This is a genomic window from Paenibacillus sp. O199, from assembly GCF_001636635.1.
GTDB lineage: Bacteria > Bacillota > Bacilli > Paenibacillales > Paenibacillaceae > Paenibacillus > Paenibacillus marchantiae.
On the sequence record NZ_LGRP01000001.1, the window covers coordinates 22,070 to 38,429 of the forward strand.

13 protein-coding genes are annotated in these 16,360 nt (G+C 44.2%); 2 read left to right on the forward strand and 11 right to left on the reverse strand.

Annotated elements, in window-relative coordinates:
- Window positions 1–132 precede the first annotated feature (132 nt).
- Window positions 133–258 (reverse strand): hypothetical protein, encoded by a 126-nt coding sequence (locus A6049_RS33850; protein ID WP_063562644.1) that lies wholly within the window; start codon window positions 256–258, stop codon window positions 133–135.
- Window positions 259–461: 203 nt separating this feature from the next.
- Here A6049_RS33850 and A6049_RS00120 point away from each other — a divergent pair, with 203 nt between their 5' ends.
- Window positions 462–1,910, forward strand: coding sequence for an amidohydrolase family protein (locus A6049_RS00120; protein WP_063562645.1), 1,449 nt, complete (start codon window positions 462–464; stop codon window positions 1,908–1,910).
- A gap of 209 nt (window positions 1,911–2,119) precedes the next feature.
- Here A6049_RS00120 and A6049_RS00125 read toward each other — a convergent pair whose 3' ends face one another.
- The 8 genes from A6049_RS00125 to pdxS all read right to left on the reverse strand — a co-directional run bounded on the left by A6049_RS00125 (window position 2,120) and on the right by pdxS (window position 12,046).
- A complete protein-coding gene (locus tag A6049_RS00125; RefSeq protein ID WP_063562646.1) occupies window positions 2,120–3,202 on the reverse strand; it encodes an ABC transporter substrate-binding protein in 1,083 nt (360 codons plus the stop codon).
- 339 nt (window positions 3,203–3,541) lie between these two features.
- Window positions 3,542–4,108: an LOG family protein gene (locus A6049_RS00130; protein WP_240321264.1), complete on the reverse strand. Its 567-nt coding sequence runs from the start codon at window positions 4,106–4,108 to the stop codon at window positions 3,542–3,544.
- A gap of 24 nt (window positions 4,109–4,132) precedes the next feature.
- Window positions 4,133–5,011, reverse strand: coding sequence for an RCC1 domain-containing protein (locus tag A6049_RS00135; protein WP_063562648.1), 879 nt, complete (start codon window positions 5,009–5,011; stop codon window positions 4,133–4,135).
- Window positions 5,012–5,164: 153 nt separating this feature from the next.
- Window positions 5,165–6,517, reverse strand: coding sequence for an FAD-binding oxidoreductase (locus A6049_RS00140; RefSeq protein WP_063562649.1), 1,353 nt, complete (start codon window positions 6,515–6,517; stop codon window positions 5,165–5,167).
- 185 nt (window positions 6,518–6,702) lie between these two features.
- Window positions 6,703–8,754 carry a serine hydrolase domain-containing protein gene (locus A6049_RS00145; protein WP_063562650.1) on the reverse strand — a complete coding sequence of 684 codons (2,052 nt, stop codon included), beginning with the start codon at window positions 8,752–8,754 and terminating at the stop codon, window positions 6,703–6,705.
- Between the two features lie 118 nt (window positions 8,755–8,872).
- Entirely contained in the window at window positions 8,873–10,171 is a 1,299-nt protein-coding gene (locus A6049_RS00150) for an ATP-binding protein (RefSeq protein ID WP_063562651.1), read from the reverse strand.
- A 1-nt stretch (window position 10,172) separates the two neighbouring features.
- Complete coding sequence (locus A6049_RS00155) at window positions 10,173–10,913, reverse strand: LytR/AlgR family response regulator transcription factor (RefSeq protein ID WP_063562652.1); 741 nt, start codon at window positions 10,911–10,913, stop codon at window positions 10,173–10,175.
- A gap of 248 nt (window positions 10,914–11,161) precedes the next feature.
- Window positions 11,162–12,046, reverse strand: a complete 885-nt coding sequence (pdxS, locus tag A6049_RS00160) for a pyridoxal 5'-phosphate synthase lyase subunit PdxS (protein WP_205411984.1) — start codon at window positions 12,044–12,046, stop codon at window positions 11,162–11,164.
- Window positions 12,047–12,178: 132 nt separating this feature from the next.
- On the opposite strand from pdxS, the gene pdxR reads away from it, so the two are divergent.
- Window positions 12,179–13,669 (forward strand): MocR-like pyridoxine biosynthesis transcription factor PdxR, encoded by a 1,491-nt coding sequence (pdxR, locus tag A6049_RS00165; RefSeq protein ID WP_063562654.1) that lies wholly within the window; start codon window positions 12,179–12,181, stop codon window positions 13,667–13,669.
- Between the two features lie 167 nt (window positions 13,670–13,836).
- Here pdxR and A6049_RS00170 read toward each other — a convergent pair whose 3' ends face one another.
- Together A6049_RS00170 and codB are read right to left on the reverse strand one after the other, a co-directional pair.
- Window positions 13,837–15,105 carry a cytosine deaminase gene (locus A6049_RS00170; protein WP_063562655.1) on the reverse strand — a complete coding sequence of 423 codons (1,269 nt, stop codon included), beginning with the start codon at window positions 15,103–15,105 and terminating at the stop codon, window positions 13,837–13,839.
- The gene (gene codB / locus A6049_RS00175) at window positions 15,074–16,354 is read right to left on the reverse strand and encodes a cytosine permease (protein WP_063562656.1); all 1,281 of its coding nucleotides are present in this window, start codon (window positions 16,352–16,354) and stop codon (window positions 15,074–15,076) included. The genes A6049_RS00170 and codB overlap by 32 nt, the downstream gene beginning before the upstream one ends.
- Window positions 16,355–16,360: the final 6 nt, after the last annotated feature.

Consider the following 16,360-nt stretch of genomic DNA (forward strand, 5'->3'; position numbering starts at 1 on the left):
AATGTAGGATCATGTTAGGGAACGTTATGTCAGTTAATCATGACATAACGTTCCCTATTTAAATTGCTTTTGTTGACCTTTACAAAACAAAAAAACCGCCAGCGAAAGCCAGCGGAAATTCTAAGCTTAATATTAAACTAAGAATGCTTTGGAGATGATAACCAACAGAATAAACAATACCAGAATTGCACCAACGGACGTGAAGCCACCGTATCCTCCACCAAGTCCGCCTACATTTCCATATCCAACTTCGCTCATGTTTCTTCCCCCTCTTTTGTGGTATGTGTTAGATTATTCAGGATTTGTTAATTTGACAAGGCTAAAAACAAAAAAGGCTACTGCTCCCTCTTCCCTTTCAACCGTAAGATTTTTGTAAGAATGAATTAATAAAAAATCAGGATTCACACTCTAGAATGAAGATAAATCAGTTGATATCATTCATATCTATGAGGAGGACAAAAATGAGTTTAACGAGAGAATTAGGCAGCTTCAAGAAGTACATAGTAGGGTTCATGGCATTATGGATTGTGTTAGCATGCGCTACAGGTACCGGTTATGCAAGCATTGAACCTGCGACAAGGCAGACGTTAGTGCTTGAGCATGCGACGATTGTAGATGTAAGGTCCGGAAAGTTAGGCAGCGATCAGACCATTATCATTAAGGATAACAAGATCAGTTACATTGGAAGTAGCAGTCAAACGGCCATTCCCGATTACGCGCAAGTACGGAATGCGAAGGGCCAATACATCATTCCCGGTCTGTGGGACATGCATGTCCATCTGGAAGATAACTATAAAGACGCTTTTCCTCTCTTTCTGGCTAATGGGGTAACCGGAGTAAGGGAGATGGGCGCGGCGCTGACAAACGTCGATATATGGAAAACGAGTATTCAAGCCGGGATGGCTGCACCACGTCTATTCTATGCAGGTTCAACTCTAAATGGAGGTCCTGCTGACGAAGCCCCACACATGTTCTACCTGAGCACAGAGGAACAAGCGCGAGAAGCTGTACGTCTCAATGTGGCAAAAGGCGCGGATCATATCAAAGTGTACTCTTGGTTGCCGCGTCCTCTGTTTCTAGCAGTCATGGATGAAGCCCAAAAATACGGTTTGCCAGTTGTCGGTCATTTGCCGGTAGAGGTTCGAGCCAGCGAAGCCGTTCAGCTAGGATTTAAGAGCATAGAGCACCTACACGGGTTGTTTATTGCCACTTCGAGCATCGAGGATGAACTTTTCAAACATTCCGATATGAGTGATTTGCTTGGTTATTCGCTCGCAGAGGTCGAGGCTTCCCAATCTTATGATTCAGTAAAGGCTAACAAGCTGTTCCGCAAATTCAAAGAAAAAGGTGTCTGGCCTGTACCGACCATGGTTACCTATTTGAATATGGCCAAAACCGAAATCGATCCGCGGTCCAAATACGTACCGACGGCCGTGCAGAAGCAATGGGCCGAAGTGATTCGCGCAACCCCTCCCGAACAAACGGAATTAATGGAGGCCATCAATTCCCTAACGCCGGGCATGGTCAAAAAGTTAAATGATGCTGGCGTGCCTATGCTTGCAGGCACCGATTCCAGTTACGAAATGACTAACTTTATATACGGCATTTCCTTGCACGATGAACTTGAATTGCTAGTTAAAAGCGGCCTCACCCCACTCCAGGCCTTGCAGTCAGCAACGTTGAATCCGGCACGATATTTGGAAAGAGAGCAGGAACTGGGCACCGTAGAAAAAGGAAAACTTGCCGATCTCGTAATTCTTGATAAGAATCCGTTAGAGGATATCCGAAATACGACAAGCATCTCAGCCGTTATCTTGGATGGGAAACTGATGGAGAAACAAACTTTGGACCATGCAGTTCAAACCTATCCCGTGATAAAAGTGGCCGATGTGAAAGAGGAAACGCAATAATCTGGGTCTTCTGCCAATAAAAACATCCTTCATTAATCATTAATGCGGACAAGCCCTTCTCTTCCCGAATATGAAGAGGAAGGGCCTTATCCTGTTTCGATACTTTGATCATATTAAAATGAAAACGACAGCCCAGTAAATTACTGTTCTGCCGTTAAAATAAACATGATATTTATCGGATCATGGTAATCAAGCAAGCGCATGTGCCCTTACAAGTTCAGATCATCTGCAAGTGCTTCAACTCCTGTGAAGATAGAATCGCCGTAACCCCAGAAGTTGTTGAAATCGATAACGTAAATTTTCTTGTTTTTAATCGCGTTAATACTTTGCAATTGCTTGTTGGCTAGCAGCTTTTCAATCGTTTGTTCTGGATCAATACCGCCGGCATATTTCGAAATAATCATGGCATCTGGATTGATCTCGATTAGCTTCTCCAAACTTAGGGTGCCTTCTTCGTTAATCAGCATATTATGCATATTGATTAATGACATTGCACTTTCAATAAATGTGTCTCCATTTCCGTTGTACACTCCAATGGTTCCATCACCATTATCAAAGAAAGATGCATAATTGATCGTTTCAGCGCTTGCTCGAGCCGATAACGCTTTCTCACGTGCTTTGAGCTGATCGATATATGCCGCTGCATTCGCTTGTACGTTAAATATTTTACCTAGCTCAGTGATATCCTGATATAGATTATCTAATTTTGCGTCAGTAACACTGGTACTTTGTACAAATGTTTTGATATTCATCTCATTCAGACTGTTTACAGTGCCAACGCCCCAATCAGCATCTTCAAACAATCCCCCGCGCCCCATAATCAGATCAGGTGAAGCACCTATGGTCACTTCTTTACCTACATAACCTTCAGATAACACAGGAATTTTTTTGAAATCTTCAGCAATATCATCAGGTACATTGCCAAACAACGCCGCTACGCCAACAATCTTGTCAGTCAAACCAAGACGAATCAATAACTCTGCTGCACCTTGTGTATTGGCAACTACTCGTTCAGGTGCCTTATCAAAGGTTTGTTCCTTTGCCACCCAGGTGCCGTTTTCAGTTGTATAGTTTGACACAACAAATGGGTACGTTGTTTGAGCTGCGCCTGTCGCATCCGCATCCGTTTTTTGCTCATCTGTTGAAGCATTCGTAGCGGTATCCGTCACTGCTCCCTGTGAGCTAGTGTTTGCATCTTTGCTGCTGCCATTACTACTGGAGCAAGCTGCAAGCACAAAAACAAGTGCAGTAATTAAACAAAGGATTGCTCCTTTTTTCACTCGTAAAAACATTCAAAATCTCTCCCTTTTCCTTTTTCTTTTTGGCCATTATGTATCATAGTCATTGTCAGTATACAGCAAATGTCGAACTACGTAAATGAGAATGATAACTATTATCATATAAAGAAGTTGCGATTTATAGAGCCCCACATTCCATTGGTGAAATTTCCACGACAGATCAACTATCCATGCCCTCGAGATCTTCCGTTTCTAGTAGCACATCCAGATAAAACAAAAAAAGCCGCTATAATAGCGACTTTCAATGGAGCCCTAACCGATTGTGCCAGTCGGAACGTGCCGTCTTCGAACCTTCTACTCATCCGTTCGTTACATTGCCGCTGATATTAAACATTAATTGTATTGACGAATATCAGGCGGTACATAAGTACTTATAAAAGTGTTAATTTCGTCTAAAGAATCTGTAACAAGTATCTTTTGTCTATCTGTTTTCGTTAAGAAACCTTCTTCGACCATTTTGTCATAGAATTGGCCAATCAGATCATAATATCCGTTCACATTGTAGAAGATGCATGGATTGACATGCTGCCCAATTCTCCCCCACGAAATGACCTCTGTAATTTCTTCAAGTGTCCCTGGTCCACCTGGAATTGCAATATAGCAGTCTGCAAGTTCAATCATTTTAGCTTTTCTCTCATGCATATTAGACACAATAATGATTTTGTTAAGCTGCTCATGGGCCAGTTCTCTCGCTTGCAAAAAGGTGGGTATAACCCCAGTAACAATGCCACTACGTTGAATCACAGTATCAGCGAGTACTCCCATTAATCCTGCTTTTCCGCCACCATAGACTAGTTCATGTTCCTGGTCAACAATCCAGTTACCTATCTGAACGGCAGCTTTCTCGTAAATAGCGTTGTTACCTTTACTTGCACCACAATATACCGCAATCCGTTTCAATTCATTTCCCCCGTCCATAGTAAATTAGCCGCGCCAACTGCTTACATCACATTGACCATATTCATTATCCCCCACAGCCACCACCGTGCCGTCTGATTTAATGCCAAGAGTATGAGCACAACCCGCAGCTACCGCCACAATATCACACCAGCCCCCTACATTGCACTGTTCATGCTTATTCAACCCCACAGCCACAACCGTACCGTCCGATTTAAGGCCAATGGTATGATTACTTCCTACCGCTATCGCCGTAATATTACCCCAGTCGCTTGTATCGCATTGGCCATGTTTATTCCTACCCACGGCAACCGCCTTACCGTCCGATGTAAGCCCCACGGTATGAAGATACCCTGCCGCTACTTCGACAATGTCGCTCCAACCGCTTACTTCACATTGGCCATACTGATTATTGCCCACAATCGTCACCGTTCCGTCTGATTTAAGTCCGACGGTATGCCAGTCACCCGCCGCTACCGCCACCATATCACGCCAGCTGCTTACATCGCATTCGCCTTCATTATTTCGTCCCACTGCAATCACTGTGCCGTCCGATTTAAGACCAACGGTACGACGCCACCCCGCAGCAATTGCTACAATATCGTGCCAGTCGTTGACTTCGCATTGATCGTGTATATTCCAACCCACAGCCACTACAGTGCCCCGAGACGTTAGGCCGATAGTATGCGCATTACCCGTGTTCGTTGCCATGTGAACATTACCAGCAGCTACCGCCACCATATCGCGCCAACCGTTTACATCACATTGTCCAACTTTATGATCACCCACTGCCGTCACCGTTCCGTCCGATCTAAGACCAATGGTATGACGTCGCCCCGCCGCTATGGCGGTATATTTAGGGCGCTTCACCTTTAATGCCGCTTCAATCGACGAAATGTAATCCATCTTTTACCTCCTTAAAATAAATTACCAGAACCCCGTTGCAGTATGAATATTATTTTTTTACATCTTACTCTACAATAAATAGTAAATACAACGATTAGAAAGGTCAAAAAAACCGTTAACTCTTTTCAGAATTAACGGTTTGGAAATCGTACCCTATTTTAATTTAGCTGGCGGAATACTTTGCGGGTTATTAAACACATTTTTCGGATCATATTTCGCTTTTACTTTTCTCAATCTGGCGTAGTTCTTCCCATAATAGGTCGGCCCTGGATTTTTAATACCTTGGTCTGGTACGTTAATGTAGGACCCTACAATATAAGGCTGCAATTTCTTTCTTGTGTTCCGAGTCAAAGCAATATTTTTAGCTGCACGCGATGGCTTCACCCATGAGCTGTTCCATTCCACATAAAATTCAGCTTTTCGCCAATAAAACGCAGTGGCTTGAGGAGCGACTCGACTTACAGCACCGCCCCAGTTAAGGAAATAGAAACCGGCTGGTGTACCTTCCTCTGCATTTTCCAGAAACTCACGCATGACTTTGAAGGCTTTATCCGGGAATGGCTGTCTACCAAAGCCACTGGAAAACTGGTTGCTGTACCTTTGAGTGAGCACAGGATCTGGGGCTAGTAAAAACTTCGTGGCTGCCCTGTATGGCAGGTACAGAATGCTTTTTTTGGTAGGCGTTCCTACGCTAAGAATGGGTTCCAACTGACGGAGGGCTTCACTCTTCGAACCGAGGTATACCCCTATCATGCTAACATTTCCGCCTTTTTTGGGACCAACACTTAATTCACTTCCCAGCTTGGTACTGGCATTAGGCGCCCATACTTGCCATTTCTTCACGACTTTTTCGAACTGATTCCATGGCCATGTGATACTAAATACAGTAGCTTTGGCTGGAGAGCGCCGCACCTTGAATTTATATTTAGTATATACACCGAAGTTACCGCCTCCGCCGCCACGTGTAGCCCACAGAAGATCGGAATTTTTCTTTTTGTTCGCCCGAATAATCCGCCCTTTAGCGTCAACCATTTCGAGCTCGATTAGATTATCACAGATGAGACCCGTTGTCCTTTGCAGTGGACCAATTCCACCACCAGGTGTTATTCCACCAATTCCAACCGTTGGACTGTCACCAAATGGGGCCATATATCCTTGTCGAGCCAACGTATCCACGATTCTTCCTACCCGATTTCCTGTCTCCACGACGGCCGTTCCGCTTTTTTTGTTTAATTTGATTTTCTTCATTTCGCTAACGTCGATGACAATACCACCATTGACTTGTGATAGGTTGGGCTCTAAAGCGTGCCTCCCACTTCTCGGACGAATAGGGACCTTATTTTGACGCGCCCATCTTATGGCATTGGCTACATCCTGTGTTTTTTGAGCAAATACAAAAACTTTAGGGAATCTGTCCGTATGCGGATCCCAGTTCTTCCGAGCCACTTCATATCCAGGGTCACCTTTAAACACCACTCGCCCTGTAAGCTTAACTTTTGAAATCACGTATCTATCCAACTCCTTAGTTATGAAAACACATAATTTTCATTAACAAATTAGGCTGATTCCATATAACCTATGAAGGGGAATCATGTTGTGTTTGGGCGTATACAAAAAGAAAAATATCGGATCACGAGCAACCTACGCTCAGAATCCGATATTTTCGAATGAAATCATTTTTCCTTATGCAATCACTTTAGTTGAAGCTTGAAAACATCTCCCACTTCACCACCAAAGACGATAAAACCACCTTTGGGAAGCAGCGTTGATTGTTGATTGGTTGCTTTCGAGAATTGAACCACTTCACCTTTATCGTTATATACCGCATAACCTCCACTCTCCGGAGAATCCACGGTTAACGTTTTGTTCGCCGAGCGGGAATCGATGGCATACCACCGAGCTTGACCGTTTGAAGGGATGGTGGTGATGCCTTTTTTCCCACCGAAGATTGGTGTAATGGCTTCCTCCGCAATATACTCCTGTCCATCCTGAGTTAAGTACTCCGCTTCGTTCTTCGTGCGGAAATGCAGATCGAAAGCATCTCTTCCGTTCATCACAGGAATCTGGGCAACATTCTCTGCATTATCCGGATCTACAATTTGGTTGCCATTCGCATAACCGTTCTCCACATCTACGGTCAGGTTTTTGATCAGCATCGATGGCACCAGATAGAAGATCGACGTTATCTTTTCATCCAGCGCGTAATATTTCGAGCCGTTTCTAGCCTTCCATTTCTCTTTCGATGCTGTATCCAGCGAATTATTTTCCAATTTTTGATAATCATATGTGTTCATGACCGTTTGGCCTAATCCAGGCAGCGTGATATTCGCCTGAACTTTAAAATATACCTTGTCGTTGCTTTCTTTCTCGAAGCTGACCTTCACACTTCCGTCTTTACTCGTAAATTGTCCTTCACCCGTGTATACGTAATTCTGCTCTGGGATAAGTCCTCCCTGCATAGCCGGAAGTGCGATCTCGCCATTCTTAACCTCTATATCAATTGTTGTACCTACCGTACCATAGAGGCCTGAATACGCCGTCAATTCCGAAGGCATCGTTGTTTTGACAGGTGATGAGAATGTTTGATCAGGATCTATTTCGTCGATGATGCCTTGATCTTTAAGAACCTCCAGCAGAACTTTAGTGGCAAACATCTGATTATAAATAGAAGACCCGCCCGAAGAAAGGACCGCCATTGAGATATCATGTTCCGGTATAGTGATTAATGAGGCATGATACATCATGGTGTCTCCACCTTTGGCAAGTGCGGTAATGCCATAATCGCTGAACGGTGCTAGTGCTACAGCATCCCATCCGAGACCATAGTTGAAGGTATTTCTCTCTTCGGACACCCATATTCCCCGACGATATTCATGATTTTGCATGGACTCTGCTGCTGATTTGGACAGAATATCCGGTTTGTTTCCTATCAACACTTCAGCGAACTTGCTTAATTCTTCTGCAGTCGAGTAGACTCCACCTGCACCGATGATATTGGCATTTTCGACAGGCAGTTTCGTTTCAAACGAAGGCCAATAGGTTTCGGATAATTGTTTTCTATCAAAAGAATCAAGCGGTGTCTTGGTTGCTTGCAGCTGTAACGGCTCACTAATGAACTTGGCAATAAATTCGCTGTAGCTCAATCCACTCACACGTTCAACCAATATCTCAAGCAATTGAAAGCCATCATTGCTATAGACGGAATAGGCTCCCGGGGTTGATTTCAATTTCTCTGACTTTAGTTTGAGTAGTAATTCATCATGATTGCGGGTATCGGTATCGTCAAATAACATACTGTTTCCATAATGCGTACCATAAAGCCCGGAGGAATGGTTCATGAGCATTCGTGGGGTTATTTGGGTATACCGGGCATCTGCCATTTCAAAATCTTTAATATAGGAAGTGAGGGACTGATCCAGATCCACTTTACCGGAATCCACCAGCATCATGGTGGCAGCCGTGACAACCATTTTGCTAACGGAGCCTATTCCAAACATGGTATCCTTGTCGACTGGTGTCTTGGATGCTTTGTCCTGAAATCCAACACTGTCGGACAAAATGATCTTCCCTTCATCCATGATCGCATATTGTAAACCTGTGACACCATAATTCTGCACCATCTCTGTGGCGAGTCGCCCAGCCTGATCTTCAATCGCTCCCATCTTGTTCGTCTCTGCACTGACATCTGTCATCGGAATGACTACAAGTACAGCCGTACATAGCATACTGATTAGTTTCTTCATGATAATAACTTCCTCCCTTATGATACTGCTCATATAATTACATTCATCATATCGGGGAAGAAGCATATAGAACGATAACGAACCCTGAATGGAAAAAAACAATCCCCGAACGGTATGTTCAGAGACTGTTCATGTCAAAAGGAAGAACGACCATGTTATTAAATGTCCGATGATTATTCTCGATACTCATATGTCCGCCATACTTGTCGCACATTCTCGATATATTGGTTAAGCCGATCCCATGGAACTCGGGATTGGGCTTCTCACTCTTGAGGTGAGTCAATTTTTGCTCCACATGATTTAGAATCTGGATTACGAGTGCAGACGCCGTGGAGTGAATTGCAACCAGGATATACCTGTCTTCGGCATGTCTAACTTTCTTGGAAGCTTCGATGGCATTATCCAACATATTGCCGAGCACAACGCACAGATCATAACGATCGATATGGAGATGTTGTGAATGGAGTTGAATACGGGTGTCGACTTTGATCCCATTTGCCTTCCCCACGGCGATGGTATTCGTAACAAGGGCATCGATAACAAGATTGCCGGAGTTCACCCGCTGGTACGCTCCTTCAATCTTATTCAATGTGAGTTTAATATGCTCACCTGCGGCATCAAGCTTGTTTTGCTTGATACACTCTTCAATGTACAGGAACTGCTGATTGGTATCATGGATGATGCTTTTCACGTTTTTGAAACTGTGCACTGTCTTTTCATAGTTGGCATCCTGATAGTCCATCTGACGCTGTAGTTGAACATTTTCATGTGCGAGCTGAACCTTTTCCACCATATTATCGAATACATAAACAATGAACACATTGAGAAAAAGAGAGCCCAGCACGGAAACGACGTAATATATATTTTTTTCACTATAAGTCGAGGCCACATTGATCTGATAGATCGTAATGGTGGGTACGATCAGAAACAAGAAATAATAACGATATTGCACAGCGAAACTTCTCCGTTTGGCAATCAAACGCACAATCTGGATAACAATGAACATGATACTGCAACCAAGCAACATCACTTTGGAGAACACCCAGTGATAATCCACGTTGAAATGATCCCATATGCTGTAATCCGTGGAATCGATCGCACTCATAATATATACGGCAATGTAATTTACCGTTGTGAGCAGTACTGCATAGAGGATGGTAAAAGCAAGTTTTATGATGAATTCCACTTCATAGGATTGTGCCAGGCTGAAGATGAATAACAATGCAAAAACGGACGAAACGACAGGTGAAAATGAAGATACCAAATAGAAATACCCTAGTACGATAAATACAATGAAATAGATTGCTCTATATGGCTTTCGTCTGGACTTGCCCAGCACGGAATTGAAATAAAAATTCACCTGGAATGCCATAAGTAAAGGAACGACGAGCACAGACAAGTATACATACATATCCATATCACTGAATCCTCATGATCATATATTTGGTATAAGCATCCTTGACTTCCTTGACTTTGGAGCGGCCTATAGGCAATTCCGTACCATTTAACATGATGACTTGAGTACCCGCAAACTTCTGAACATGCATCAGGTTGATAATAATCGAGCGATGAATTTGCAAGAAACCATGATCTTTCAAAGCGGTAGCGTAACCGGATAAGATGCCTTTGCTCTCATGCGAATTTTCCTGAGTCACAAATTTTAATTTGTTCTTGATCGTCAAACTCTTCATGACCTCAATCCAGAGAATATCATCGTATTTCAATAGAAGCTCTTCATAGTCTGATTTAATCAGTACATACTTTTTGTCCAGCGCTATAAAATATTGGCACAGCTTAATCATTTTCTCCTCGAAGATATCCGGCAGGATTGGTTTGATCAGATATTGAAAAGTAACCACATCAAAACTCTCCACCATATACTCGGGGTAGCTGGTCAGAAACATGATTTGCACATCCAGATACTTCATATTCCTGATTTCTTTGGCTGTCTGGATTCCGTTCATTCCGCTCATCTCCACATCCATGATGAGGATATGAAACGTGTCTCCAACGTTTTTATAATGTGAGACGAGCTGCTCACCGGATGCAAATAATGTAATTTGAAAATCAATATTCGTTTTTAGAGATAAGGAGATAAGCATCGTTTTTACAAGTTCTCTTTGGTTCTCCTCGTCATCACAGATTGCAACATTGAACATGTTTGAACATCCGCCTTTCATCGACATCGATGCTGAATTTCACTCTCAAATATACTATTTTATCACAGGTTTAAGAGCGAGATTCGGATGAAACGCATGATTCAGACCCTAAAGCGCAACAAAGCCGATCAATTTTCTCATTGATCGGCTTTTCTTGATATCTATTCCTACCCCATTCAAGCTCAATGCTCATATACAGTGTTGTGTAAAATCATAACAATACTTTAAAATTAATGTTCTATTTAAGCTTACCAACCGCGGTTGGACATGCGCTCTTCTGGAGCCAATTTAGAAATTTCAATGCCTTTCATAGGGGCACCCAAGTTTTTGGATACTTCGGCAATCAGTTTGTAATCCGTGTAATGTGTTGTAGCTTCAACGATTGCACGAGCGAATTTCTCAGGGTTATCTGATTTGAAGATACCTGATCCTACAAACACACCGTCTGCTCCCAGATGCATCATTAGTGCTGCGTCTGCCGGAGTGGCTACACCGCCGGCTGCAAAGTTAACGACAGGAAGTTTTCCATTTTCATGAACATCGCGCAGTAATTCAAAAGCTACGCCCAGATTTTTTGCTTCAGCGTACAACTCATCCTTGGACATGTTTTTCACTTTGCGGATCTGGCTGTTAATCAGACGCATATGACGAACTGCCTCAACGATGTTACCCGTTCCAGGCTCGCCTTTTGTACGAATCATCGATGCACCTTCACCAATACGGCGAAGAGCTTCTCCCAGATCTTTGGCTCCACATACAAATGGTACAGTAAACTCATGTTTATCAATATGGAACACTTCATCTGCAGGCGTAAGAACTTCACTTTCATCGAGATAGTCCACACCTAGAGATTCAAGCACTTTGGCTTCTATGTAATGACCGATACGCGCCTTGGCCATAACCGGAATAGATACAACCTTCATAACCTCTTCCACGATGGTTGGATCTGCCATACGAGCTACACCGCCAGCTGCGCGAATATCGGAAGGTACCCGCTCAAGAGCCATAACAGCTGTTGCCCCTGCCGCTTCAGCAATTTTAGCTTGCTCTGCATTCATGACGTCCATAATGACGCCGCCTTTTTGCATCTCAGCCATTCCTCTTTTTACACGATCTGTACCTGTTTGCATGATTGTATTCCTCCTAATTTAATTTATTGTTTCACTTCAACCTATGATTTAGTATAAAATGAGAATGGACAACTAAAAAGATCCAATTATTTCGGTTTTTATTGTACCACTTCTAATTTAACCTCTGGAGGGCATATGCAATTTCATGTAGCTTACAGTTCATATTTGAACCGAAAATATACCAAGATGAAGGCTCTCTATCATGCAATTCGTGATGCTATTCATGAAGGTAATCTGGTGCATGGCGAGAAGTTACCATCTACGAGAGAGTTAGCTGCGACGTATCACATTTCCCGAGGCACAGTGAATCAGGTTTATGATACATTGACTGCTCAAGGTTACATTCATTCAGAGCATGGAAGAGGAACCTTTGTTGCTTATCAGTTGGATTTAAGCAATGATGCGTCCACCGTGAAAGCTTGCGCTCATCACTTATCAGCCTGGGGGAATCGTATTCAGCAGTTTGAACAGCACACAACTCAAAGGAATTCACAAACCAATGCACAAACAAGTAATTCCAGAATAAAAAGCGACGAAGTTATTGATTTTAGCAAATACCAGCCTGATTTCTCCAAATTCCCTTACGATGAATGGAACAATCGATTGTATGCTGAGATACGAAATCGAGAGCATCACATAGAAACAACCTCTGCTCTTGTTAGTTCAACAGGAGAGCCGAAATTGCGAGAAGCCATTGCTGCCTACCTTCGGCGGATGCGGGGGATTCAAGTCGATGCGGATCATATTGCAGTGACTGCAGGCTCTATGCAAGCTATAGCTCTACTCACTCAATTACTTGCAGATCCCGGAGATCATGTAGTGACGGAGAGTCCTTGTTATATCGGGATTTCTCAAGCCATTTTGGCTGCAGGTGCAACGTTGATTGAAGCCAATCTCGATGGTCAAGGCGTTGTTCCCCAAAACTGGGAAGCACGTATGTTGTTTGTCACGCCGTCCCGACAATTCCCTACTGGCGAAATGCTCAGCCTTGAACGCAGACAAACATTGCTGGACTGGGCACATCGTCATGATGCCATGATTGTCGAAGATGATTATGATAGTGAATTCCGATATCGCGGAATGCATGTTGAACCGCTGAAAACATTGGATAAAGCGGGGCGCGTAATCTACCTGGGTAGCTTTACGAAAACCTTGCCTTTGGAAGTACGGCTTGGTTATGTGGTTCTCCCCCCTACTTTGGCAGACACCTTTAGAAAGGCACAGGCATTATACGAGCCAAGACCCGTCAATCTGATCGAGCAGCGGGCATTAGCAGCATTTATGACAAGCGGCCAATATGAGCGTCATCTGCGCAGGATGAATCGTTTATACAGTCGCAAATTTCATCTGTTACTCAAACTTTTGAACCAGCAACTCTCTACATGGTTTGATTGGGTGGAAAATGAAGCCGGTCTGCACGTGTTTGGCTGGTGGCGAGGTGATGCGTCCACTTATGAAGTCTTTCGTTCGTCGGCTAGATTAGAGGGGGTTGTATACGCAGAAGTCAGCAGTTCAACGTCTGACGGTACGAAGTATGGTATCTATTTATCATTTGCACATTTGTCAGATGTTCAATTACAGGAAGGCGTATCCAAATTAAAAAATGCCGTCACAGCTCCATTGTGAGGTACTCTCTCTCGTCTCTATCTCGAATTTCAAAACGGAACAACAAAAATCCCCTCTTTTGTACAGGAAGATTCCACAATCATGGAATCTCTATGGACCTGTCCACCCTGAGGGGATTTATTGGCTAATGCGAGGGCTCTGGTTGAAGCATCGCATTTATCATTGGATTATTTATTGAACGTAACCTTCTCCGAACCACCTTCAAGAATGATCGACGTGTCACGAGGTTTTGTTTCCGCGATTTTACGGCCACCTCTATACGAGTACAGTACACCAGCCTGTTTGCGAACAGCCTCGTATTCGTTCTCTGCTTCAAGAACGATGAAGTTGGCAGGTTTTCCTACTTCAATGCCGTATACATCCTCGATATGCAACGTTCTTGCGCTGTTTTTCGTAATGAGATCGACCGAATTTACGATTTGATCATAACCCAGTAACTGCGAAGCATGAATACCCATATGCAGTACTTGGAGCATGTTGCCCGTTCCTAGCGGATACCATGGATCGAAAATGTCATCATGACCGAAGCACACGTTAAGACCAGCTTCCTGCAGTTCTTTGACGCGAGTCAGACCTCTTCTTTTTGGATACGTGTCGAAGCGCCCTTGCAGGTGAATGTTGACCAACGGATTGGAGACGAAATTGAGGTCAGCCATCTTTAGCAATCTGAACAATTTGTACGTATATGCGTCATTATAAGACCCCATCGCTGTCGTGTGGCTTGCTGTTGTACGAGAGCCCAGTCCGCGTTCGTAGGCTTCCTTGGCAACGACTTCCACGAAGCGGGATTGCTCATCATCGATCTCGTCGCAATGGATGTCGATCAAACGGTCGTATTTTTCAGCAAGGTCAAAAGCAACCTTCATCGAATCGACGCCGTATTCTCTCGTGAATTCGAAGTGCGGAATGCCGCCGACCACGTCAACGCCCATTTTCAGTGACTCTTCCAGCAGTTCTGCACCGTTCGGATAAGAATGAATACCTTCCTGTGGGAAAGCCACAAGCTGAATGTCGATGTATGGTGCCATCTCTTCTTTTACTTCAAGCATCGCTTTAACTGCAGTCAAGGTTGGGTCTGTAACGTCCACATGTGTCCGCACATGTTGGATTCCTTGCGCCATTTGCCATTTCAGTGCTGTTTTGGAGCGAGTTTTAACATCTTCATGTGTCAAGAATGCTTTACGTTCCGACCAACGCTGGATGCCTTCAAACAGCGTCCCACTCAAATTCCACTCCGGCTCGCCAGCCGTTAACGTTGTATCCAGATGGATGTGAGGCTCAATGAACGGTGGCAATACAAGTGAACCGTTGACGTCAAGTACTTCCTCATTTGCAGTGGCTTGTAGCTCCTGCGTAATTTGTTCGAACTTCCCGTCTTTTACAACGATATTCCATAGACCTTCTTTACCCCGCAATTTTGCGTTCTGTATAATCATTCATTTTCCCCTTTTCTTTAATGGATTCTTTGTTAGGAACGATCAGCATCAATACGATGTAGGCCACTGCCGTACCGATCAGTGCATTCAGTGGTGTTACGCCTGGAGCCAACTGAGCAAACGCAACGCCGATGGCCCAAGCCACCATTGCTACCCAGTTTACAGTTTTGAAACTCATCTCAGCAAACGGTTTATAGTTTCTGCGCTTCACGAAGAAGTAGTCTGCGATGATGATGGCCCCAATGGACGGTACTGCCGCGCCCAGCACATTCAGAAAGCTGACGAAATTGTTGTACATCCACATGGCAAATACTGTACCCACAATGCCGTTTACGATGACGAAGAACTTTTTCGAAATTTTAGTGATGTTGGCAAAACCCAATCCGGAGGCGTACAAGGCGTTATCGTTGGTTGTCCAGATATTGAGTCCAAGAACGATAATCGCAGGAATGAGCAGGCCTTGCAGGAACATGACCTCTGAGATATCAGCCAGGTTATATGCCATTGCACCAACTGCCCCGAACAGGAACATAAGCGAGTTCCCAAGGAAGAAGGCAATAACCGTTGCGGTAACCGCCTGCTTGGACGTCCGGGAAAACCGAGCAAAATCGGGCGTCAACGTTCCGCCACTAATGAATGAACCGATACAAATGGTCAATGCTGCAGCCGCGGTGAGTGTCTCTGTCGGCGTGTAATCGAGCAATCCTTGCAGACCTCCCAGCGATCCTGCACCTTTGAACATGGAGTAACCGCCGAGAATGGCAATAGCCGGAACCGCGATATAACCCAAGATGACGAGCGACTTCATACCGAAGATGGCAGATGCCGTCATAGCAAGACCAAATAGCAGGATTAACAGGTACACGTTCCAATCCATCGCTCTGGCAACCGGAATTGCGAACATGGCCACGCCTACCCCGAACCATCCGACCTGTGTAAAGCCAAGCAGGAATGATGGCAGGTACGATCCTTTCGCACCAAACGCATATTTAGCAAGTAAATGTGTGGAAAGACCCGTCTTGGCTGCGATATGTGCCAGTGCCCCTGTATAGATACCGAGCACCAAATTGCCCGCAAGCACGATGCCAATGAACTCCATAAACGTCAAACTGACTCCAAGCGTACCCCCTGCCAACATACTCGCCGAGAAGAAGGTGAAACCCAACATGACGGATAACGTCTTCCAAAAATGATTTCTCTGCGTTTTTGGCACCTCTTGCCATGAAAACTCTTGATCTTGTTTACTCATCAGAAT

What these genes read in the sequence shown, in the direction of transcription:
- A6049_RS33850 (WP_063562644.1), bottom strand. Translation starts at nt 258, where the DNA reads ATGAGCGAAGTTGGATATGGAAATGTAGGCGGACTTGGTGGAGGATAC.
- A6049_RS00120 (WP_063562645.1), top strand. Translation starts at nt 462, where the DNA reads ATGAGTTTAACGAGAGAATTAGGCAGCTTCAAGAAGTACATAGTAGGG.
- A6049_RS00125 (WP_063562646.1), bottom strand. Translation starts at nt 3,202, where the DNA reads ATGTTTTTACGAGTGAAAAAAGGAGCAATCCTTTGTTTAATTACTGCA.
- A6049_RS00135 (WP_063562648.1), bottom strand. Translation starts at nt 5,011, where the DNA reads ATGGATTACATTTCGTCGATTGAAGCGGCATTAAAGGTGAAGCGCCCT.
- A6049_RS00145 (WP_063562650.1), bottom strand. Translation starts at nt 8,754, where the DNA reads ATGAAGAAACTAATCAGTATGCTATGTACGGCTGTACTTGTAGTCATT.
- A6049_RS00150 (WP_063562651.1), bottom strand. Translation starts at nt 10,171, where the DNA reads ATGGATATGTATGTATACTTGTCTGTGCTCGTCGTTCCTTTACTTATG.
- A6049_RS00155 (WP_063562652.1), bottom strand. Translation starts at nt 10,913, where the DNA reads ATGTTCAATGTTGCAATCTGTGATGACGAGGAGAACCAAAGAGAACTT.
- pdxR (WP_063562654.1), top strand. Translation starts at nt 12,179, where the DNA reads ATGCAATTTCATGTAGCTTACAGTTCATATTTGAACCGAAAATATACC.
- A6049_RS00170 (WP_063562655.1), bottom strand. Translation starts at nt 15,105, where the DNA reads ATGATTATACAGAACGCAAAATTGCGGGGTAAAGAAGGTCTATGGAAT.
- codB (WP_063562656.1), bottom strand. Translation starts at nt 16,354, where the DNA reads ATGAGTAAACAAGATCAAGAGTTTTCATGGCAAGAGGTGCCAAAAACG.